Annotated in this window: 16 protein-coding genes; all 16 read left to right on the plus strand. The window is 59.1% G+C overall.

Features of this window, described 5'->3' with window-relative positions; translation table 11 throughout:
- The first annotated feature begins 135 nt into the window (after window positions 1–135).
- The 16 genes from HUU46_01065 to HUU46_01140 all read left to right on the plus strand — a co-directional run bounded on the left by HUU46_01065 (window position 136) and on the right by HUU46_01140 (window position 15,275).
- Complete coding sequence (locus tag HUU46_01065) at window positions 136–927, plus strand: PspA/IM30 family protein (GenBank protein NUM52208.1); 792 nt, start codon at window positions 136–138, stop codon at window positions 925–927.
- 105 nt (window positions 928–1,032) lie between these two features.
- A complete protein-coding gene (locus HUU46_01070; GenBank protein ID NUM52209.1) occupies window positions 1,033–2,826 on the plus strand; it encodes an OmpA family protein in 1,794 nt (597 codons plus the stop codon).
- Window positions 2,827–2,853: 27 nt separating this feature from the next.
- Window positions 2,854–3,888, plus strand: a complete 1,035-nt coding sequence (locus HUU46_01075) for an ABC transporter permease subunit (protein NUM52210.1) — start codon at window positions 2,854–2,856, stop codon at window positions 3,886–3,888.
- Window positions 3,888–4,763, plus strand: coding sequence for an ABC transporter ATP-binding protein (locus tag HUU46_01080; protein ID NUM52211.1), 876 nt, complete (start codon window positions 3,888–3,890; stop codon window positions 4,761–4,763). Before HUU46_01075 ends, HUU46_01080 begins: the two co-directional genes overlap by 1 nt.
- Entirely contained in the window at window positions 4,760–5,653 is an 894-nt protein-coding gene (locus HUU46_01085) for a hypothetical protein (GenBank protein NUM52212.1), read from the plus strand. Before HUU46_01080 ends, HUU46_01085 begins: the two co-directional genes overlap by 4 nt.
- A gap of 69 nt (window positions 5,654–5,722) precedes the next feature.
- Window positions 5,723–7,474 (plus strand): ATP-binding protein, encoded by a 1,752-nt coding sequence (locus HUU46_01090; GenBank protein NUM52213.1) that lies wholly within the window; start codon window positions 5,723–5,725, stop codon window positions 7,472–7,474.
- 90 nt (window positions 7,475–7,564) lie between these two features.
- On the plus strand, window positions 7,565–8,095 hold the full coding sequence (locus tag HUU46_01095) for a MarR family transcriptional regulator (protein NUM52214.1): 531 nt from the start codon (window positions 7,565–7,567) through the stop codon (window positions 8,093–8,095).
- 41 nt (window positions 8,096–8,136) lie between these two features.
- Window positions 8,137–8,730, plus strand: a complete 594-nt coding sequence (ectA, locus tag HUU46_01100) for a diaminobutyrate acetyltransferase (GenBank protein NUM52215.1) — start codon at window positions 8,137–8,139, stop codon at window positions 8,728–8,730.
- Between the two features lie 34 nt (window positions 8,731–8,764).
- Window positions 8,765–10,081: a diaminobutyrate--2-oxoglutarate transaminase gene (ectB, locus tag HUU46_01105; protein ID NUM52216.1), complete on the plus strand. Its 1,317-nt coding sequence runs from the start codon at window positions 8,765–8,767 to the stop codon at window positions 10,079–10,081.
- Complete coding sequence (locus HUU46_01110; protein ID NUM52217.1) at window positions 10,078–10,488, plus strand: ectoine synthase; 411 nt, start codon at window positions 10,078–10,080, stop codon at window positions 10,486–10,488. Before ectB ends, HUU46_01110 begins: the two co-directional genes overlap by 4 nt.
- A 25-nt stretch (window positions 10,489–10,513) precedes the next feature.
- Window positions 10,514–11,446, plus strand: coding sequence for an ectoine hydroxylase (gene thpD / locus HUU46_01115; protein NUM52218.1), 933 nt, complete (start codon window positions 10,514–10,516; stop codon window positions 11,444–11,446).
- Window positions 11,447–11,451: 5 nt separating this feature from the next.
- A complete protein-coding gene (ehuB, locus tag HUU46_01120; protein NUM52219.1) occupies window positions 11,452–12,375 on the plus strand; it encodes an ectoine/hydroxyectoine ABC transporter substrate-binding protein EhuB in 924 nt (307 codons plus the stop codon).
- Between the two features lie 18 nt (window positions 12,376–12,393).
- Window positions 12,394–13,053 carry an ectoine/hydroxyectoine ABC transporter permease subunit EhuC gene (gene ehuC, locus HUU46_01125; protein ID NUM52220.1) on the plus strand — a complete coding sequence of 220 codons (660 nt, stop codon included), beginning with the start codon at window positions 12,394–12,396 and terminating at the stop codon, window positions 13,051–13,053.
- The gene (gene ehuD / locus HUU46_01130; GenBank protein ID NUM52221.1) at window positions 13,050–13,712 is read left to right on the plus strand and encodes an ectoine/hydroxyectoine ABC transporter permease subunit EhuD; all 663 of its coding nucleotides are present in this window, start codon (window positions 13,050–13,052) and stop codon (window positions 13,710–13,712) included. The genes ehuC and ehuD overlap by 4 nt, the downstream gene beginning before the upstream one ends.
- Before the next feature lie 14 nt (window positions 13,713–13,726).
- A complete protein-coding gene (gene ehuA / locus HUU46_01135; GenBank protein NUM52222.1) occupies window positions 13,727–14,488 on the plus strand; it encodes an ectoine/hydroxyectoine ABC transporter ATP-binding protein EhuA in 762 nt (253 codons plus the stop codon).
- Window position 14,489: 1 nt separating this feature from the next.
- Entirely contained in the window at window positions 14,490–15,275 is a 786-nt protein-coding gene (locus tag HUU46_01140; protein NUM52223.1) for a class I SAM-dependent methyltransferase, read from the plus strand.
- Window positions 15,276–15,328 lie beyond the last annotated feature (53 nt).

The raw sequence follows: 15,328 nt of genomic DNA on the forward strand, positions 1-15,328 counted from the left end.
GACCCCCCCCGCCCGTTGAAGTACCATCCAATGGAACCCGGAACGAGTATGCATACGAACGGTTTAGATTGAGGCAGTCTGCGTGGTGCGGCGGGTTGCGCGGCGCACGCGGGCAAGCGGAAAAGAGGAAACGCTATGTTCGGCAAAGTCTGGCGGGCGTTGATTGCGCAGGTGAACAAGCTGGCCAATTTCTTCTGGGAAATGGACCCCATCGCCCAGATGCAGCTCGAGTACGACAACGCCGTCGAACAACTCAAGGAAGGGCGCACCGGCCTCGAGCAATACCGCGCGCTTGTCGAGCGAGTTTCGCGCCAAGTCAAAAACGACCAAAAACGTATTACCGACCTCACGGCGAAGGTGAAGAGCTACCTTTCGGTGAACGACCGCGACACGGCGGGTAAGTTCGCGATCGAATTGAAGCGCGCGCAGGACGAGCTGAAAGAAAACGAAGAGCAGCTCAAGCTGCACGAGGCGAGCTACGAAAACTATCTTACGAAGATCCAGCACGCGACCAAGAAGCTGAACGAACTTCAGAACAAGATTCACAAGTACGACGCCGAACTGAAGATGAGCGCGGCGGAAGCGGAAGTCAGCAAGCTCGCGCAGAGTCTCAACTTTGACATCACCACCGACTTCGGCCAACTTGAAGACGTCATCCAGCGCCAGATAGACACGAACCGCGCGAAGGTGCGAGTCGCCGCCGATTTGTCGGGCCAGGGCATTCAGGAAATCGAGGCGGAGCGCCGCGTCGAAGAACAGCAGGCGGAAGACCTGTTGCGCCAGTTCGAGGTTGACATGGGCCTGAAAACGCCGGAAACCGCGGGCATCCAGCCGCGCGAAAAGACCTTGGGGAGCGAGCAACCCGAATCGTCGCCCGAACAGAAAGAAGCGGCGTTGAAAGAAGTCGAGAAACAGATCGGCTCGTAATACCGGTGCTATTCCCGCGCCGCAGGCTGGGCTGGCGGCCTTGTCTGTAAGCGCAAGCAGTCTGACACGTAACTCAAGCCAGTAATTGCAGGAAGGAGTATTGCGATGAGCGACCAACCCGGTGGCCGTCCCAAGACGGCGTTCTACGTAGTCCTTTTCTTCGTTGTTGCGGGCCTCGCCGTATATGGCTTGCGGGACGTGTTCTTCCCCGCGCCGCAGTCGCCGCAGCCGCAACAAACGGCGCCGATCGCTCCGGGTGACTTGCAGCAGGCCTTGACTCCGGCTACGACACCTGCGCCTGACACCGGCGAAGGCGCCGAAGCACCGGATTCCAATGCCGTCACGACGGTGAAGGAATACAACTTCGTGGCGTCGGAGAAGCTTCCGCCCGTCAGCGGCGTGAGTTCATACGAACCGCTTGCGGACCGCACCGTGAAATTCGCGCTGAACGTGTGGGCCGGCTGGGCGCCGATCGTGCTGTTTAACGAAGGCAAAGGCCCGGGCAAACTCTGGACAACGCCGAATGGCGAGCCATTCAAGGTCGAGTTGGTCTTGATCGACAATCCGGTCGATATGCGCGACGCCTACGCGGCAGGCAGGCTCCACGTCGGTTGGGGCACACTCGACATGATCCCGCTCTTCATGGAAGACCTGCAAAAGGACAGCCGCATCATGCCGCGCGTGTTTCAGCAGGTGGACTGGTCGAACGGCGGTGACGGCATCGTCATTCGCCGCAGCGCCGCGAAGGACCCGCAGCGCCCGACCATCGCCGATCTTCGCGGCAAGACGGTCGTGCTCGCACAGAACTCGCCGAGCCAGTTCTTCGTATTGAACGCGTTGATCAACGGCGGCGTGCAGCCCGCCGAAGTGACGTTCATGTATACGCTGGATGCATTCCAGGCGGCGGCGGCGTTTAACACAGACAAGAACATTGCGGCCTGCGTAAGCTGGGCGCCGGACATCTACAACCTCACCGAGATTCCGTCGAACCATCTGCTTGTCACGACCGCGACCGCGAATAAACTCATCGCGGACGTGTGGTTCGCGCGCGCGGACTTTGCGAAAGACCACCCCGACATCTGCGAAGGCCTTGTGCGCGGCATTTTTGAAGGCATGGAGATGATGAAGACCGACGCGGGCAAACAGCAGGCGGCCGGCCACATGTCGAAGCTATACAACATACCCGGCGACGAATGCCTTGCGATGCTCGGCGACGCCCACTCGACGAATTACGCCGAGAACCGCGACTTCTTCATGAACGCGAACAACCCGGCGAATTTCGAGCGCACATGGAATACGGCGTATTACTTGTATCGCCACATCGGCAAGGTCAGTTCGCCGGTGCCGTTCGACAAGGTGATGGATTTCTCGATCATCCAGAAGCTGGGCGGCGAAGAGAAATACGCGAACAGCAAGAACGAGTACCAGGTCCAGTTCACGCCAAAAACGGTGCAAAGTATCAAGGCCGAGAGCGGCGAAATCCTCACCAAGGTCGTGACGTTCCATTTCTACCCGAACAGCTACGATCTGTATAAGAAGGTGACGGCTACCGAGAACGGCAGAGACGTCGAGAAGATGTACGACCCGAACGTCGACTTCGTGCTCGAAGAAGTGGGCAAGCTCGCGGGCCAGTTCGGCGCGGCACGCATCATCATCGAAGGCCACACGGACAGCAGCATGAAGGGCAAGGTCCCCGCGAACCTGGTGAAGGAACTCTCGGACCACCGCGCAAACGCGGTGAAAGAAGCCCTCATCAACAAATTCCCAACGCTCGATCCGAAACAGTTCAGCTCCACGGGCCTTGGGTGGGACGTGCCGGCCGATCCGACAAACCCGCTCGATCAGGCGAAAAACCGCCGCGTGGAAGTTAAAGTGTATCCGTTGGAAGCGGCCGAATAGCCGCGCGCTATTGGATCGGTGCCGGCCATGAACGCTTTACGGCGCATGCGCGCGCTGATCGCCGAATGGATCGTGATTCGGAGCAGGCCATCGGCACTCGAAGGCGCGGTAATGTCCGTTGTTTGTATCGCGCTGGCGTTCGCGGTGTGGTATGTCGTGACGGCGGGCCGCGTCGAAGACCGCATCGTCGATCCCTACACGCTGCCGAGCGTGTCCGAAACTTTCAACACGATAGACGAATTGTGGTTCGACCGCGCACTGGCGCGGAGCGCCATGGCGAGCTTGGGCCGCGTGCTCGGCGGGTTTGCGCTCGCGGCGGCAATTGCCGTGCCGTTAGGCGTTTGTGCGGGCGCATTTCTTCGGCTGAACGCGTTCCTGCGGCCCCTTTCGATCTTCGGGCGCAACATCCCCATCGCCGCGCTCATTCCGCTGACGTTGATGTGGTTTGGCCTAGACGAATTGCAGAAGGTGATGTTTATCTTCCTCGCGTCGGTGGCGTTTATATTCGCGGATACCGTGCGCTCGATCGAAGACGTGCCGGACAGCTACCTCGACGCCGCGTATACGCTTGGCGCGCAGTTCGTTCCCAAACATGGCGGAAAAGTCGCGGTAGTACTTGGCCTCGCATACGGCGCGGTGTTCGGCATCGCGTACTACGCGCTGGCGCAGCGGCCGGGGCCAAACGACGTCGAATTGATTTCGGCCTGGCGCATTGGACTAGCCGAAGTGACAATCGTCGGGTTTGCCGCCGGGTTCCTGTTGTGGTTCCCGCCGCTTGCTTATCAGGCGGTGCAGAAAGTGCTGCTGCCGCTGGCCATGCCCGACATCGTGAACAGCCTGCGGTTGCTGTTCGGTCTCGCGTTCGGTTACATCATGTTGGCCGAAGTCATCAACGCGGAGAAGGGTCTCGGCGCGATAATCAACCTTAGCCAGCGACAAGGCCCGCGCGAGCACATTTATCTTTCGCTGATCCTGATTGCGCTGCTCGCTTTTGGAATCGACCGCGCTCTTCTGACTGTTCAGCGCTGGTGTTTTCCCTATAAGCGAATTGGAGAGCACTAATGGCGGGCGCCGTGACAGGCTTGCCTCCGTGCAGCATCACCGAATTCCCGCGCGGCGCCGCGAAGGTGGGCGCCGCCCCCATCATCGAGTTCAAAGGTGTGACGAAGACGTTCAGCGCCGGTACGAAGAACGCGTTCACGGCCATTCGCGACGTCACGTTCAGCGTCGAGGATGTCGAGGGGCATGGCGAGTTCGTGGCAATACTCGGGCCGAGCGGTTGCGGGAAAAGCACCGTGCTTCGCCTAATCGCTGGGCTCGGCCCGCACCATCCCGCGACGCGCGGCGACGTGTTGTTGTCCGGCAACCCGATTACCGGCCCCGGCCCCGACCGGGGAATGGTGTTCCAGGACTATACGAGTTTCGACAACCGCACCGTGCTCGACAATGTCGCGTTCGGCCTCGAATGCCGCGGCGTGCCGAAGCGCGAGCGGTACGAACTTGCGAAGGAATGGATCGGCAAGGTCAAGCTTGACCCGGTGAAGGACGCGTACAAGTATCCGCACCAACTGTCCGGCGGCATGCGGCAGCGCGTCGCCATTGCGCGCACGTTGATCCTCAAGCCGCGCGTCATCCTGATGGACGAACCGTTCGGCGCACTCGACCCGGCCACGCGGCACAATATGCAGGACCTGTTGATCGAACTTTGGAAAGAGGTCCAGGCCACGGTCTTCTTCATCACGCACGACGTTAACGAGTCCGTGTTTCTCGGCGACCGCTGTTACATTTTCAGCAACTCACCGGGCACGATCATTCACCAGTTCCGCATCTCTCCTCCCGACCGCCCCGCCCGGCTCATCATCCGCGAGAAGTCTTTCCTTGAAACGGTTTATCATGTCCGCGAGATTCTGGATGGCCTCGAAGAAGGGAAGACATGAACCGCCGACCGCCCCAGTCCAATTTCGCGAAATACGTCGCCGCGGCGTTTTCGTGGCGGTGGAACCTGCTCGCGTTCGGGGCGGGCATTGTCTTCGCGTTTCTGTCCGGCCAGCCGGACATGTTCATTCCGTTGGTCGCGGCCGCGGAGATCGGGTACCTGGGTCTGCTCTCTACCCACCCCAGATTTCGCAAGTCCGTGGATGCGCGCAAATATTCGGGACGCTCCATCGCCGTTCAAAACGTATCCTCGGACGAGCTGCTGCGCCAGATTCGTTCCGGATTGAAGCCCGAGATGTGGCGCCGGTACGAGTCGCTGCGCGACAGGTGCCTGCACCTCGACAACCTGGCAAAGCAATTCCGCGGATTACAACTCGGCGACTCCTCGACACGATCGGAACTTCAGACCGCGTCACTCGAGCGGCTGCTGTGGATGTTCCTGAAGCTGCTGTACAGCGTCGATGCGCTGGACCGGTTTCTGAAAGGCACCAGCCGGGAATCCCTCGCCGGGCAACACGCGGAAAGCGAGGCGGAGTTGAAGGAAGCTCAAGCCGCGAAGCGTAACGAGAACATGTTGCGCTCGCTGCAGGACAAGGTAGCGACCCTGCACCAACGCCTCGAAAACTACGACCGCGCCGTGGACAACCGCGAATTCCTGTCGCTCGAACTCGACCGCATCGAGCAGAAGGTGAGCGCGATCAGCGAGATGGCGATCAACACGCGCGATGCCGCGGACTTCTCGGCCCAGGTGGACGGCATTACGGACGGCATTACCGCCACCGAACAGGCGATGCAATCGTTGGACGTGGGACCCGTGTTAATGTCGCGCGAAGAACCGCCGCCCCTGTTGCAGCGGCAGGAACCGCCACCGCTCGTGAAACAGCGCCGCTAACGGGCTTGCGCAAAACAGGTCGTAGGCAACCTGCGGCTGAACTCGCACCACCGTTGTAGAAAGGACACGATGCCGTCGCGCACTTGGCCAGATTGGGTAAACCGCCTCGAGGAGACCTACCTCGCCGGCGGGTCGAGCATGTTCATTCTCCACGGAAACGTCGGCGACATGGTGCCCAGCGCCGAGAACGGCAATGCGGCGTTCGAGCCGCTGTCGGACTTTCTCGCAACGCGCCTCTTCGGAACGTACGACATCGTGCTCCACTACGACCTCGGCCGCGGACTGCGCGTGTACGCGGGCGCCGACGCGAAGCGGCTGACGCGCATGAACGCGCTCTTCGGCAAGATCATGGGCGGGACCATCGAGTCCGTGCTCGAACCCGGACAGGCGTTTCGTTTGATCGATCGCCTTATCAATCTATTATTGGCCGCGGACGACGCTGCGTCGCGCAAAGTGGCGGTGTTGATCGATTACGCCGATTTTATCTGCGCGACGGAAGATCGTCCGACGACGCACCTCGCCACCTTGCTGAATTGGGCGCGCAGCCCCGTTATTCGCAGTGTGAACGTCGTGTTCGTGTTAATGACGGAGAGTCTCGCGCGGCTCAACGGTTCGCTCGTCCAGAGCGCCTACACGGAGGAGATCGGCGTCGAGTTGCCCACGTATGACGAGCGAAAGCTGTTTGTGACGAGCGAATACTCCGCGCTTGCGAACGATGCGGATCGCCTCGCGAAGATGAGCGCGGGCCTAACGCTCACGAACTTCGACGCCATGCTCCGCCTCGCCACGCGCGCGAGCGCGCCCGCCGAAGGCGTCGATCCCGTGAAAGAAGCAGTGCCCCAGAAAGACACCGCCGAGATTTCGACCGCGAAACTCTCCACAATCAAAAAGAACTTGATGGAAGCGCAGTTGCCCGGCCTTATCGAGTTCGTCGAACCCAAGTTCGATTTGAGCATGGTTGCCGGCCATGCGGCGGCGAAGGAACGCCTCGTCAACGACGCAAAACTCGTGAAGCAGGGCCAGCACGATGCCGTGCCGATGGGATATCTCATCTGCGGACCGGTCGGAGTAGGAAAGACCTTTCTTGCGCAATGCTATGCGGGCTCGGTTGGCATACCGTGTATCACGATTCTGAATTTCCGTAGCAAGTACGTCGGCGAAACCGAAGCGAACCTCGAACGCATCCTGTTCGTCGTGCGCGAACTTGGCCCCATTGCCGTCGTTGTGGACGAGGCGGACGCCGCGGTTGGCGATCGCACCGCGAGCGGCGATTCGGGCACCAGCGCGCGGGTCTTCGCGCAACTCGCCTCGCAAATGGGCAACACGCAGTACCGCGGCAAGATTATCTGGTTCCTGCTCACGTGCCGGCCTGACCTGTTGCCGATCGATCTTAAGCGGCAGGGGCGCTGCGAGGAGCACATTCCGCTTTTCTATCCCGAGACCGTGGATGATCGGCGCGAGATGTTCCTTGCGATGGCGAAGAAGCTGAAGTTGCCGCTTGACGAAAAATCACTGCCGGACCTGAGCGCTACTCCTTCGTTGAGCGGGGCGGACATCGAAAGCGTCCTCACGCGCGTGCGTCGCGAATCGTTGATCCAAAACCGTCCGATCGACGCGGCACTGGTCAAGGAAGTCATCGACAACTTCCGCAGTCTGCGGAGCCAGGCCCACGAACTGCAGCTCATCGCCGCGATTCTTGAATCGTCCGACCAGCGCTACCTGCCCGAAAAGGTGCGCAGCCAGATCAATTCACCCGAACAGTACCAGGTGCTCGCGCGGAAACTGCGCGAACTCCAAGCCATTGAAGACAGCGGATTGTAGTCCAATTCTTGCATCCCATCTAAATCGCTTTCTGTGCATTTTCAGCGCGATTAGCGGTATTCTCTTTTGCGGCAAGTTAAGGCCCCTGATATGAAGACCCCTTCAACTTCAGTACGGAAACCATCCAACTCCGGTAGGGAGGATTTGCGCATACTGAGTGCGTTGCGCCGAATCATTCGCGCGGTCGACATCCATTCGCGCAAGTTGGCCACGACCCACAACCTCACCGTACCCCAACTGCTTGCGCTAATGTGCGTCGTCGAAGAAGGTCCTGTCAGTTCGACACATATCAGCGAACAGATTCACCTCAGCGGCAGCACAGTCGTTGGCTTGGTGGATCGGCTGGAAGCCAAGGGGCTCGTTCGTCGAGACCGCAGTACAGAGGATCGCAGACTGGTATTCGTGGCGGCGACGACGCTGGGCATCGAAGCAGCCAGAGCGGCGCCGTCCCCCCTGCAGGATCGGTTTGTCGAACGGCTCGGACGATTGGATTCGGACGAGCGCGACCGAATCGCCCTTTCCCTAGAGCGCGTGGTGGAGCTGATGGAGGCGCGCGACATTGACGCATCTCCCATTCTCGATGTTGGTGACGTAAAGCGGCCGACTGCATCGTCGACGTAAACGACTGTATTTCAGCAATGTACACAACTCGAGCCGATCAATTGAGTCTTCAGTTAATTTGTGTTATAATCATTGCTTCTATGATAACATGTATACAAATGATTGATACTCAATGCACCCAATCCTCGCCGCGCAGCGCTGCCGACGCGAGAGTGCGGCTCCATGCGCCTCACACGGAAGATGCTGCGGAGGTATGGCGGCTCGTGCAGATGGCGCCGCCGCTCGAAGTCAATACGCCATACGCGTACCTACTGTTGTGTACGCATTTCGCCCAGACGAGCGTTGTCGCACGGAATGGGCGAACACTTCGGGGATTCATCGGCGGGTACCGAATTCAGGAACGGCCGGACACGCTGTATATTTGGCAGATTGCCGTCCACCCACTCGACAGGCGCAAAGGTCTCGGAGACATGATGCTGGCGGCGCTGATTTCTCGCCATGGCCTATCAGACGTCCGATTCATCGAGGCCAGTGTGACCCCGTCCAATTTTTCGTCCAATCGCTTTTTCTTACGATTCGCCCAACGCCGTGGATTTGCGGTCGAGCGACGGGCCCTATTCACTGCGGATCATTTCCCGGAAGGGAATCACGAGCCCGAGCAGCTCATCCGCATCGGCCCGCTGCACGTTGAATAGCAGTAACAAGGGGAATGCCGTGATGGGTAGTTCAATGGCAATTCGTACGAGAGCGGAATCGACGCAGGTTTTCGAGCGCGTGGAATCGAACGTGCGCGGGTACTGCCGCGCCTATCCGACCGTGTTTACACGTGCGCAGAACGCATCGCTGTTCAACGAACGAGGCGACCGATTCATCGATTTTCTCGCGGGCGCGGGAACACTGAGCTACGGACACAACAATCCACACTTGAAGAAGGCGCTCCTTGAATATATCGCACAGGACGGAATCGTCCACAGTCTTGACATGTACAGCAGCGCGAAGCGGCGATTCCTCGAGGCACTCGACCAGATTGTTCTACGGCCGCGGGAGATGGATTATTGCGTGCAATTCACCGGACCGACCGGCACCAACGCCGTCGAGGCGGCCCTAAAGATCGCGCGCAACTACACCGGCCGCACAAACGTCATTGCATTCACGAACGGTTTCCACGGCGTAACGCTAGGTTCCGTCGCCGTGACCGGAAACGCGCATTTTCGTTCTGCGGCGGGCGTCGCTCTGTGCAACACGACGTTCATGCCGTATGACGGGTACTGCGGCGAACACGTCGATACGATCGCCTTCATCGAGCGGATGCTCACCGATCCAAGCAGCGGCCTCGATTTTCCAGCGGCAGTCATCGTGGAGTGCATTCAGGGGGAGGGTGGTGTGAACGAGGCGAGCTTCGATTGGCTGCGGAGGCTCGAGCGCCTGTGCAATATGCACGGTATAGTCCTCATCGTAGACGACATACAGGCGGGCGTAGGACGGACAGGAACGTTCTTCAGTTTCGAGGACGCCGACATCTCGCCTGACGTCATTACACTCTCAAAATCGCTAAGCGGCTATGGCCTTCCGTTGTCGGTCGTGCTGTTGAAGCGCAAACTCGACATCTGGAAGCCGGGGCAGCACAACGGGACCTTTCGTGGCAATAATTTGGCTTTTGTGACTGCGGCGGAAATGATTGGGCGGTACTGGACCAATCGAGGCTTCAGTAAGCAGGTCCAACAGAAATCCTGGTACATGGGCAAACGACTGCACCAGTTGCGCGAACGGTTTCCGAGTATCGTCGGCGTGCGCGGGCGCGGGCTATTCTTCGGAATCGAGTTTTCGCCGATCTGCCTTGCAGGCGAGGTTCGCGACGCCGCGTTCCGAAACGGTCTCATAGTTGAAACGTGCGGTGCGCGCGATCACGTCTTAAAGATTCTGCCCCCGCTGACGATCGAGGAATCCGACATGGCCGAGGGGCTCTGCATTCTCGAGGCATCACTTGTAGAAGCATTGGAGAGTAACGAATCGAGAGCACCTGTGCCAATGGAGTACGAATCATGATCGTACGAACTCTCGACTCAGTACGGAACAGTGATCGCGAAATACACGCGCCGACGTGGGTCAGCCGGCGATTGCTCCTGAAAAAGGACGGCATGGGATTCTCGATGCACGAGACGATCATTTACGCCGGAACGAGTACGAAGATGTGGTACCGGAACCATCTGGAGGCGGTGTACTGCATCGAGGGTAACGGCGAGTTGGAGGACGTAAATTCAGGCGCTCTTCATGTCGTCAAGCCGGGTACGTTATACGCTCTGGACAAACACGACCGGCACGTCCTTAAGGCGATTACCGAGCTCCGCCTTGTGTGCGTGTTTAATCCTCCCTGCTCTGGACGGGAGAACCATGACGAACACGGCGGATACCCACTGTTGGACGACGAACTGGCGCCGGTACGCTCGAAGTAGCGGCGAATCGTGGAGGTAAGAACCGATGGGAACACGCGTAGACAAATATCCGAGCCGCGTGGATGGCGAGGCGGGCGTCGTGCCGCGGGTCGATCCTGTCGTATACGGCACCGAAGACGGTCCGCTGTCTCGCGGGATGCTGGACGAGTTCGAGCGCAACGGATTCTTGGTGATGCGGGACTTGCTCGATTCGGCGGAGATTGCCGTGCTTCGCGACGAATGCGAACGGCTCCGCCGCAGTGAACGGATCCGTCAATCGGAACTCGCGATTACGGAACCGACCAGCGGGGAGACGCGTTCTATTTTCGCGGTACAGACGGTCAGCGAGATTTTCGCGAAACTTGTATGCCACGAAATGGTGGTTCGGGCTGTGCGGCAACTGCTCGGCGGTGATGTCTATTTGCACCAGTCACGCGCAAACCTCAAACCCGGATTTCGCGGCAAAGAGTTCTATTGGCACTCGGACTTCGAGACATGGCATGCGGAAGACGGCATGCCGTCGATGCGGGCCGTAAGTTGTTCCATTGCGCTGACAGACAACTACGAGTTCAACGGTCCGCTGATGCTCATTCCCGGGTCGCACAGGCAATTCATACAGTGCATGGGCCGCACTCCGGATGACCACTATTTGAAGTCCCTCAAGAAACAGGAGTACGGCGTCCCGTCGGACGCGCAACTGGAACGGCTCATCAACGAAGCGGGAATCGCCGCTCCGATGCTGCACGCGGGGTCGATGATCATCTTCGACTGCAATACTATGCACGGGTCGAACAGCAATATTACGCCGTACCCGCGCACCAACGTTTTTGCGGTGTACAACAGCGTCGAGAATATGCTGGTGGAGCCGTTTGCGGCGAAAAAGCCGCGGCCATGGTTCCTCGGCAATCGCGAGCCGACGGTGATCGAGCCGTCCGGATTCTCGCTGCTGCGCAAGCAGTCCTGCGCCCAGCCGGCGTGAGGCCGATGACCATGGTTCATGCATTGATGCGCCATTGGAGAGCGCTCGCCACTGCGATCCTGATGACCGTGCCTCTCGGATGTGATACGGAGACGAACCATCCAAACGTGGATGACGAGACGACCCTTCAACGAATTCAAAGGACGGGGGTCGTTCGCGTCGGGTATGCGAACGAGGCGCCCTACGCCTATCTCGACTCGAGGACCGACACGCTGACCGGCGAAGCGCCGGAGGTGTTGCGCGCGGTGATGAGGTCCATGGGTGTGACCAAGGTCGAGGGGGTGCTCACGGAGTTTGGCGCGCTAATACCCGGATTGCGCGCAAAGCGGTTTGACATCATCGCCGCAGGCATGTACATCACGCCGGAACGGTGCCAACAGATTGCGTTTTCAAACCCCAGCTACGCGATCGGCGAGGCATTCATTGTGAAGGTTGGGAATCCGAAGGCGCTACACAGTTACGGTGATGTCGCCGCACACGCGGACGCGACGCTTGGTGTGATGGCCGGCGCCGTCGAGCGCGGTTATGCACGGGCGTCGGGTATTCCAGACGCACGCGTTGTGGTGTTTCCAGATGCGCCAAGCGGCCTGGAGGCCGTCCAGATTGGGCGTGTCGACGCATTCGCCGCGACGAGTCTGACGGTCCGAAGTTTGCTTGCGAAAACAAACAGTACGCGAATAGAAATGGCGAACCCGTTCGCCGACCCCGTCGTCGGCGGGAAATCAATACGCGGGTTCGGCGCGTTTGGCTTTCGCATGGAGGATGTCAACTTGTTGAGCAAGTTCAACGAGGAACTCAGGAACTTTATCGGAACTCCGGAGCATCGGGCGATAGTCGCGCCATTTGGATTCACCGAGCGAGAACTGCCCGGCGACACAACGGCGGCCGAACTGTGCGCGCCTGAGATACAGAGCGGTGCGCTGAACTGATGGGGTGTGTTTGCCGCTATGTCGGCTTTCGAATTCATACCGTCGCTGTTGAGTGGGCTCGGTGTCACGCTCGCGCTAACGTTTGGTGGCGCGGCCGTTGCCGCCACACTGGCGTGGATTGCCGGTTTGGCGCGCATGAGTCATCAAGGTTTGGTGCGAGTTCTTGCCGGCATTTACATTGAAACGTTTCGCGGCACATCCGCGCTTGTTCAACTGTACTGGTTTTTCTATGCGCTCCCGCTGCTTGGCATTAACTTATCGGCGATGGTAGCAGGAATCCTGGTTCTTGGCCTCAACATTGGAGCGTACGGCGCGGAGGTTGTGCGGGGCGCCGTGTTGTCGGTGGACAAGGGCCAGTATGAAGCGGCCACAGCGCTCAATATGTCTGCAATGCAGCGCCTATGGATTGTCATTGTGCCGCAGGCCCTCATCCGCATGCTTCCACCCGCAGGAAACCTCCTGATCGAATTATTGAAGAGCACGGCTCTGGTCTCGCTGATTACGCTAAGCGACTTGACCTTTCGCGGCATGCTTCTCCGCTCCGAAACGCTGCGCACCGTGGAGGTTTTTGGGCTGCTGCTGATTATCTACTTTGTCGTGGCACAGGCGCTCGTATGTGGCTTACGCGCGCTCGAGCAGCGATTGGCGAAGGCTTGGCATCTGGAAAACATCGCATGAAATTCGAGTGGACATTCGCATGGAACGTGCTGCCGGAGTTGCTTATGGCGCTGCGCGTCACGGTATTCGCGACCGTGCTCGGAATGGCGCTGGCGGCGGTGCTTGGCCTCGTCTGGACGATTGCCCGCCGCGGAAGCGTGGCGCCGATCGCGCTTGTCGCCCGGCATATCGTGGAATTCGTCCGATCAACGCCACTGCTCGTGCAACTCTATTTCCTGTTCTACGTCGCCCCGGAATTTGGCCTCGCGATGTCGCCACTGGCGACGGGCGTCCTCGCGCTCGGCATCCACTACAGCTCGTATTTGTCCGAGGTGTATCGCGCGGGGATCGATGCGGTGCCCAAAGGGCAATGGGAAGCGGCGCGGGCGCTTAACCTCTGCTTCGCAGACACGTGGCGCCTTGTCATCATCCCACAGGCGCTGCCGCCCGTATTGCCCGCGATGGGAAACTATCTTATTGCAATGTTCAAGGACACGCCCATGTTGTCCGCCATTACCGTATTGGAGTTGCTGCAGACCGCCAAGATCGCCGGCGCGGAACACTTTCGGTATCTGGAACCGCTAACCCTCGTCGGCGTGCTGTTTCTCGCACTCAGTTTAGGATCGGCCGCGTGCGTACGTTGGGGCGAACGGCGCCTGGGCGTCATTCGACCACGCTGACCGTCATGACACCGATCATTTCAGTTTGCGGCCTTACAAAGACCTTCGGTGACGTCGAAGTCCTGCGAGGAATCGACTTGGATGTCGCGGCAGGCGAAAAGCTTTCGATAATCGGACCGAGCGGCTCGGGTAAGTCGACCATTCTACGCATTCTGATGACGCTCGAAAGGCCCAGCAGCGGCACAATCGAAATTGAAGGCAAACTCCTATGGCACATGCGTGAGAATGGAAGCCTGCTCCCCGCAACACAGCGGCACTTGCACGCGATGCGTAGCAAGGTCGGCATGGTTTTTCAACAGTTCAACCTGTTTCCGCACATGTCGGTTTTAGACAATGTGACCGTCGCGCCGGTGTATGTCCTCGGAATTGGCCGCGACGAGGCGAATCAGCGCGCGAGGCAACTCTTGGAGAAGGTCGGCCTGGCGCAAAAGTTCGATGCGTACCCGGCGCAATTATCCGGCGGTCAGAAACAACGTGTGGCCATCGCCCGCGCGCTCGCGTTGTATCCGAAGATAATGTTGTTCGATGAGGTGACCTCCGCCTTGGATCCCGAGCTTGTCGGGGAAGTGCTTACCGTGCTTCGGGACCTTGCGATGGAAACGGACATGACCATGATCCTTGTAACGCACGAGATGCGGTTCGCCCGCGAAATATCGGACCGTGTCGTCTTCATCGATCATGGGAGGATTATCGAACAGGGACCGCCGGAGGTTATCTTTACGAGTCCGGTGGAAACACGCACCCGCGAATTCTTGCGGGCCGTTTTGGAGGTGTAACATGTGCGAGGCAGCGGTAAAATCTTGGCCACGCCATCAGGATTTCCGGACGGTGGAGCGGCACTACAGGCGGCTCGCCGTCAACTACGATCGGTTTCTCTATTATTCATCCGACTTTGTCGCGGCAGTCTCGGCACGCGTAATAGAGGCACTCGATTTACGATCCGAGGATCGCTTCGTCGATCTCGGTTGCGGCACGGGAATGTTCACGATTGAGATAGCCAATCGTGTTAACCTCAATCAACCCGTGTTGGCCGTGGATCCGTTCATCGAAATGCTCGCGCAGGTTCCGCAAAACCGAGGCATTCGCACCATCATGATGGACGCGCTGATCTTCTCGCGACAAACGATGGCATACGACAAAGTCCTGATGAAGGAGTCGGTCCACCACGTTCGCGACCGTGTCGCGCTGTTCGAAAACCTGCGTCGACGACTGTCGAGCCGGGGCAGACTCCTGTTGGTCGGCGTACCGCCCGAAATCGACTATCCGCTGTTTGACGCCGCACTCGAACGCTCCGTGAGCTGGCATGCAGACCCCGAGACGCTGGCCGGCGATATGCAGTCCGCGGGGTTCGCGGTCAGGACTGGTGAGCTTACTTACAATCATGCCATTCCGAAGGGCACCTATTTCGAAATGGTCAGGTCGAAGTACATGTCACTGCTGTCAACGTTTTCCGACGACCAGATCGACCAGGGACTGCGTGAGATGGCGGCGCGGTACGCGGACGTCAGCACACTCCGGTTCCAGGACCGATTTCGCACGGTACTTGGCGTAAAGTCAGATTAAGCAAAAGAGCGCGGCGGTCGAAATTGTCTCGGCCACCGCGCTTTCGCGGCAAA

The organism is Candidatus Hydrogenedentota bacterium, assembly GCA_013359265.1.
Taxonomy (GTDB): domain Bacteria; phylum Hydrogenedentota; class Hydrogenedentia; order Hydrogenedentales; family SLHB01; genus JABWCD01.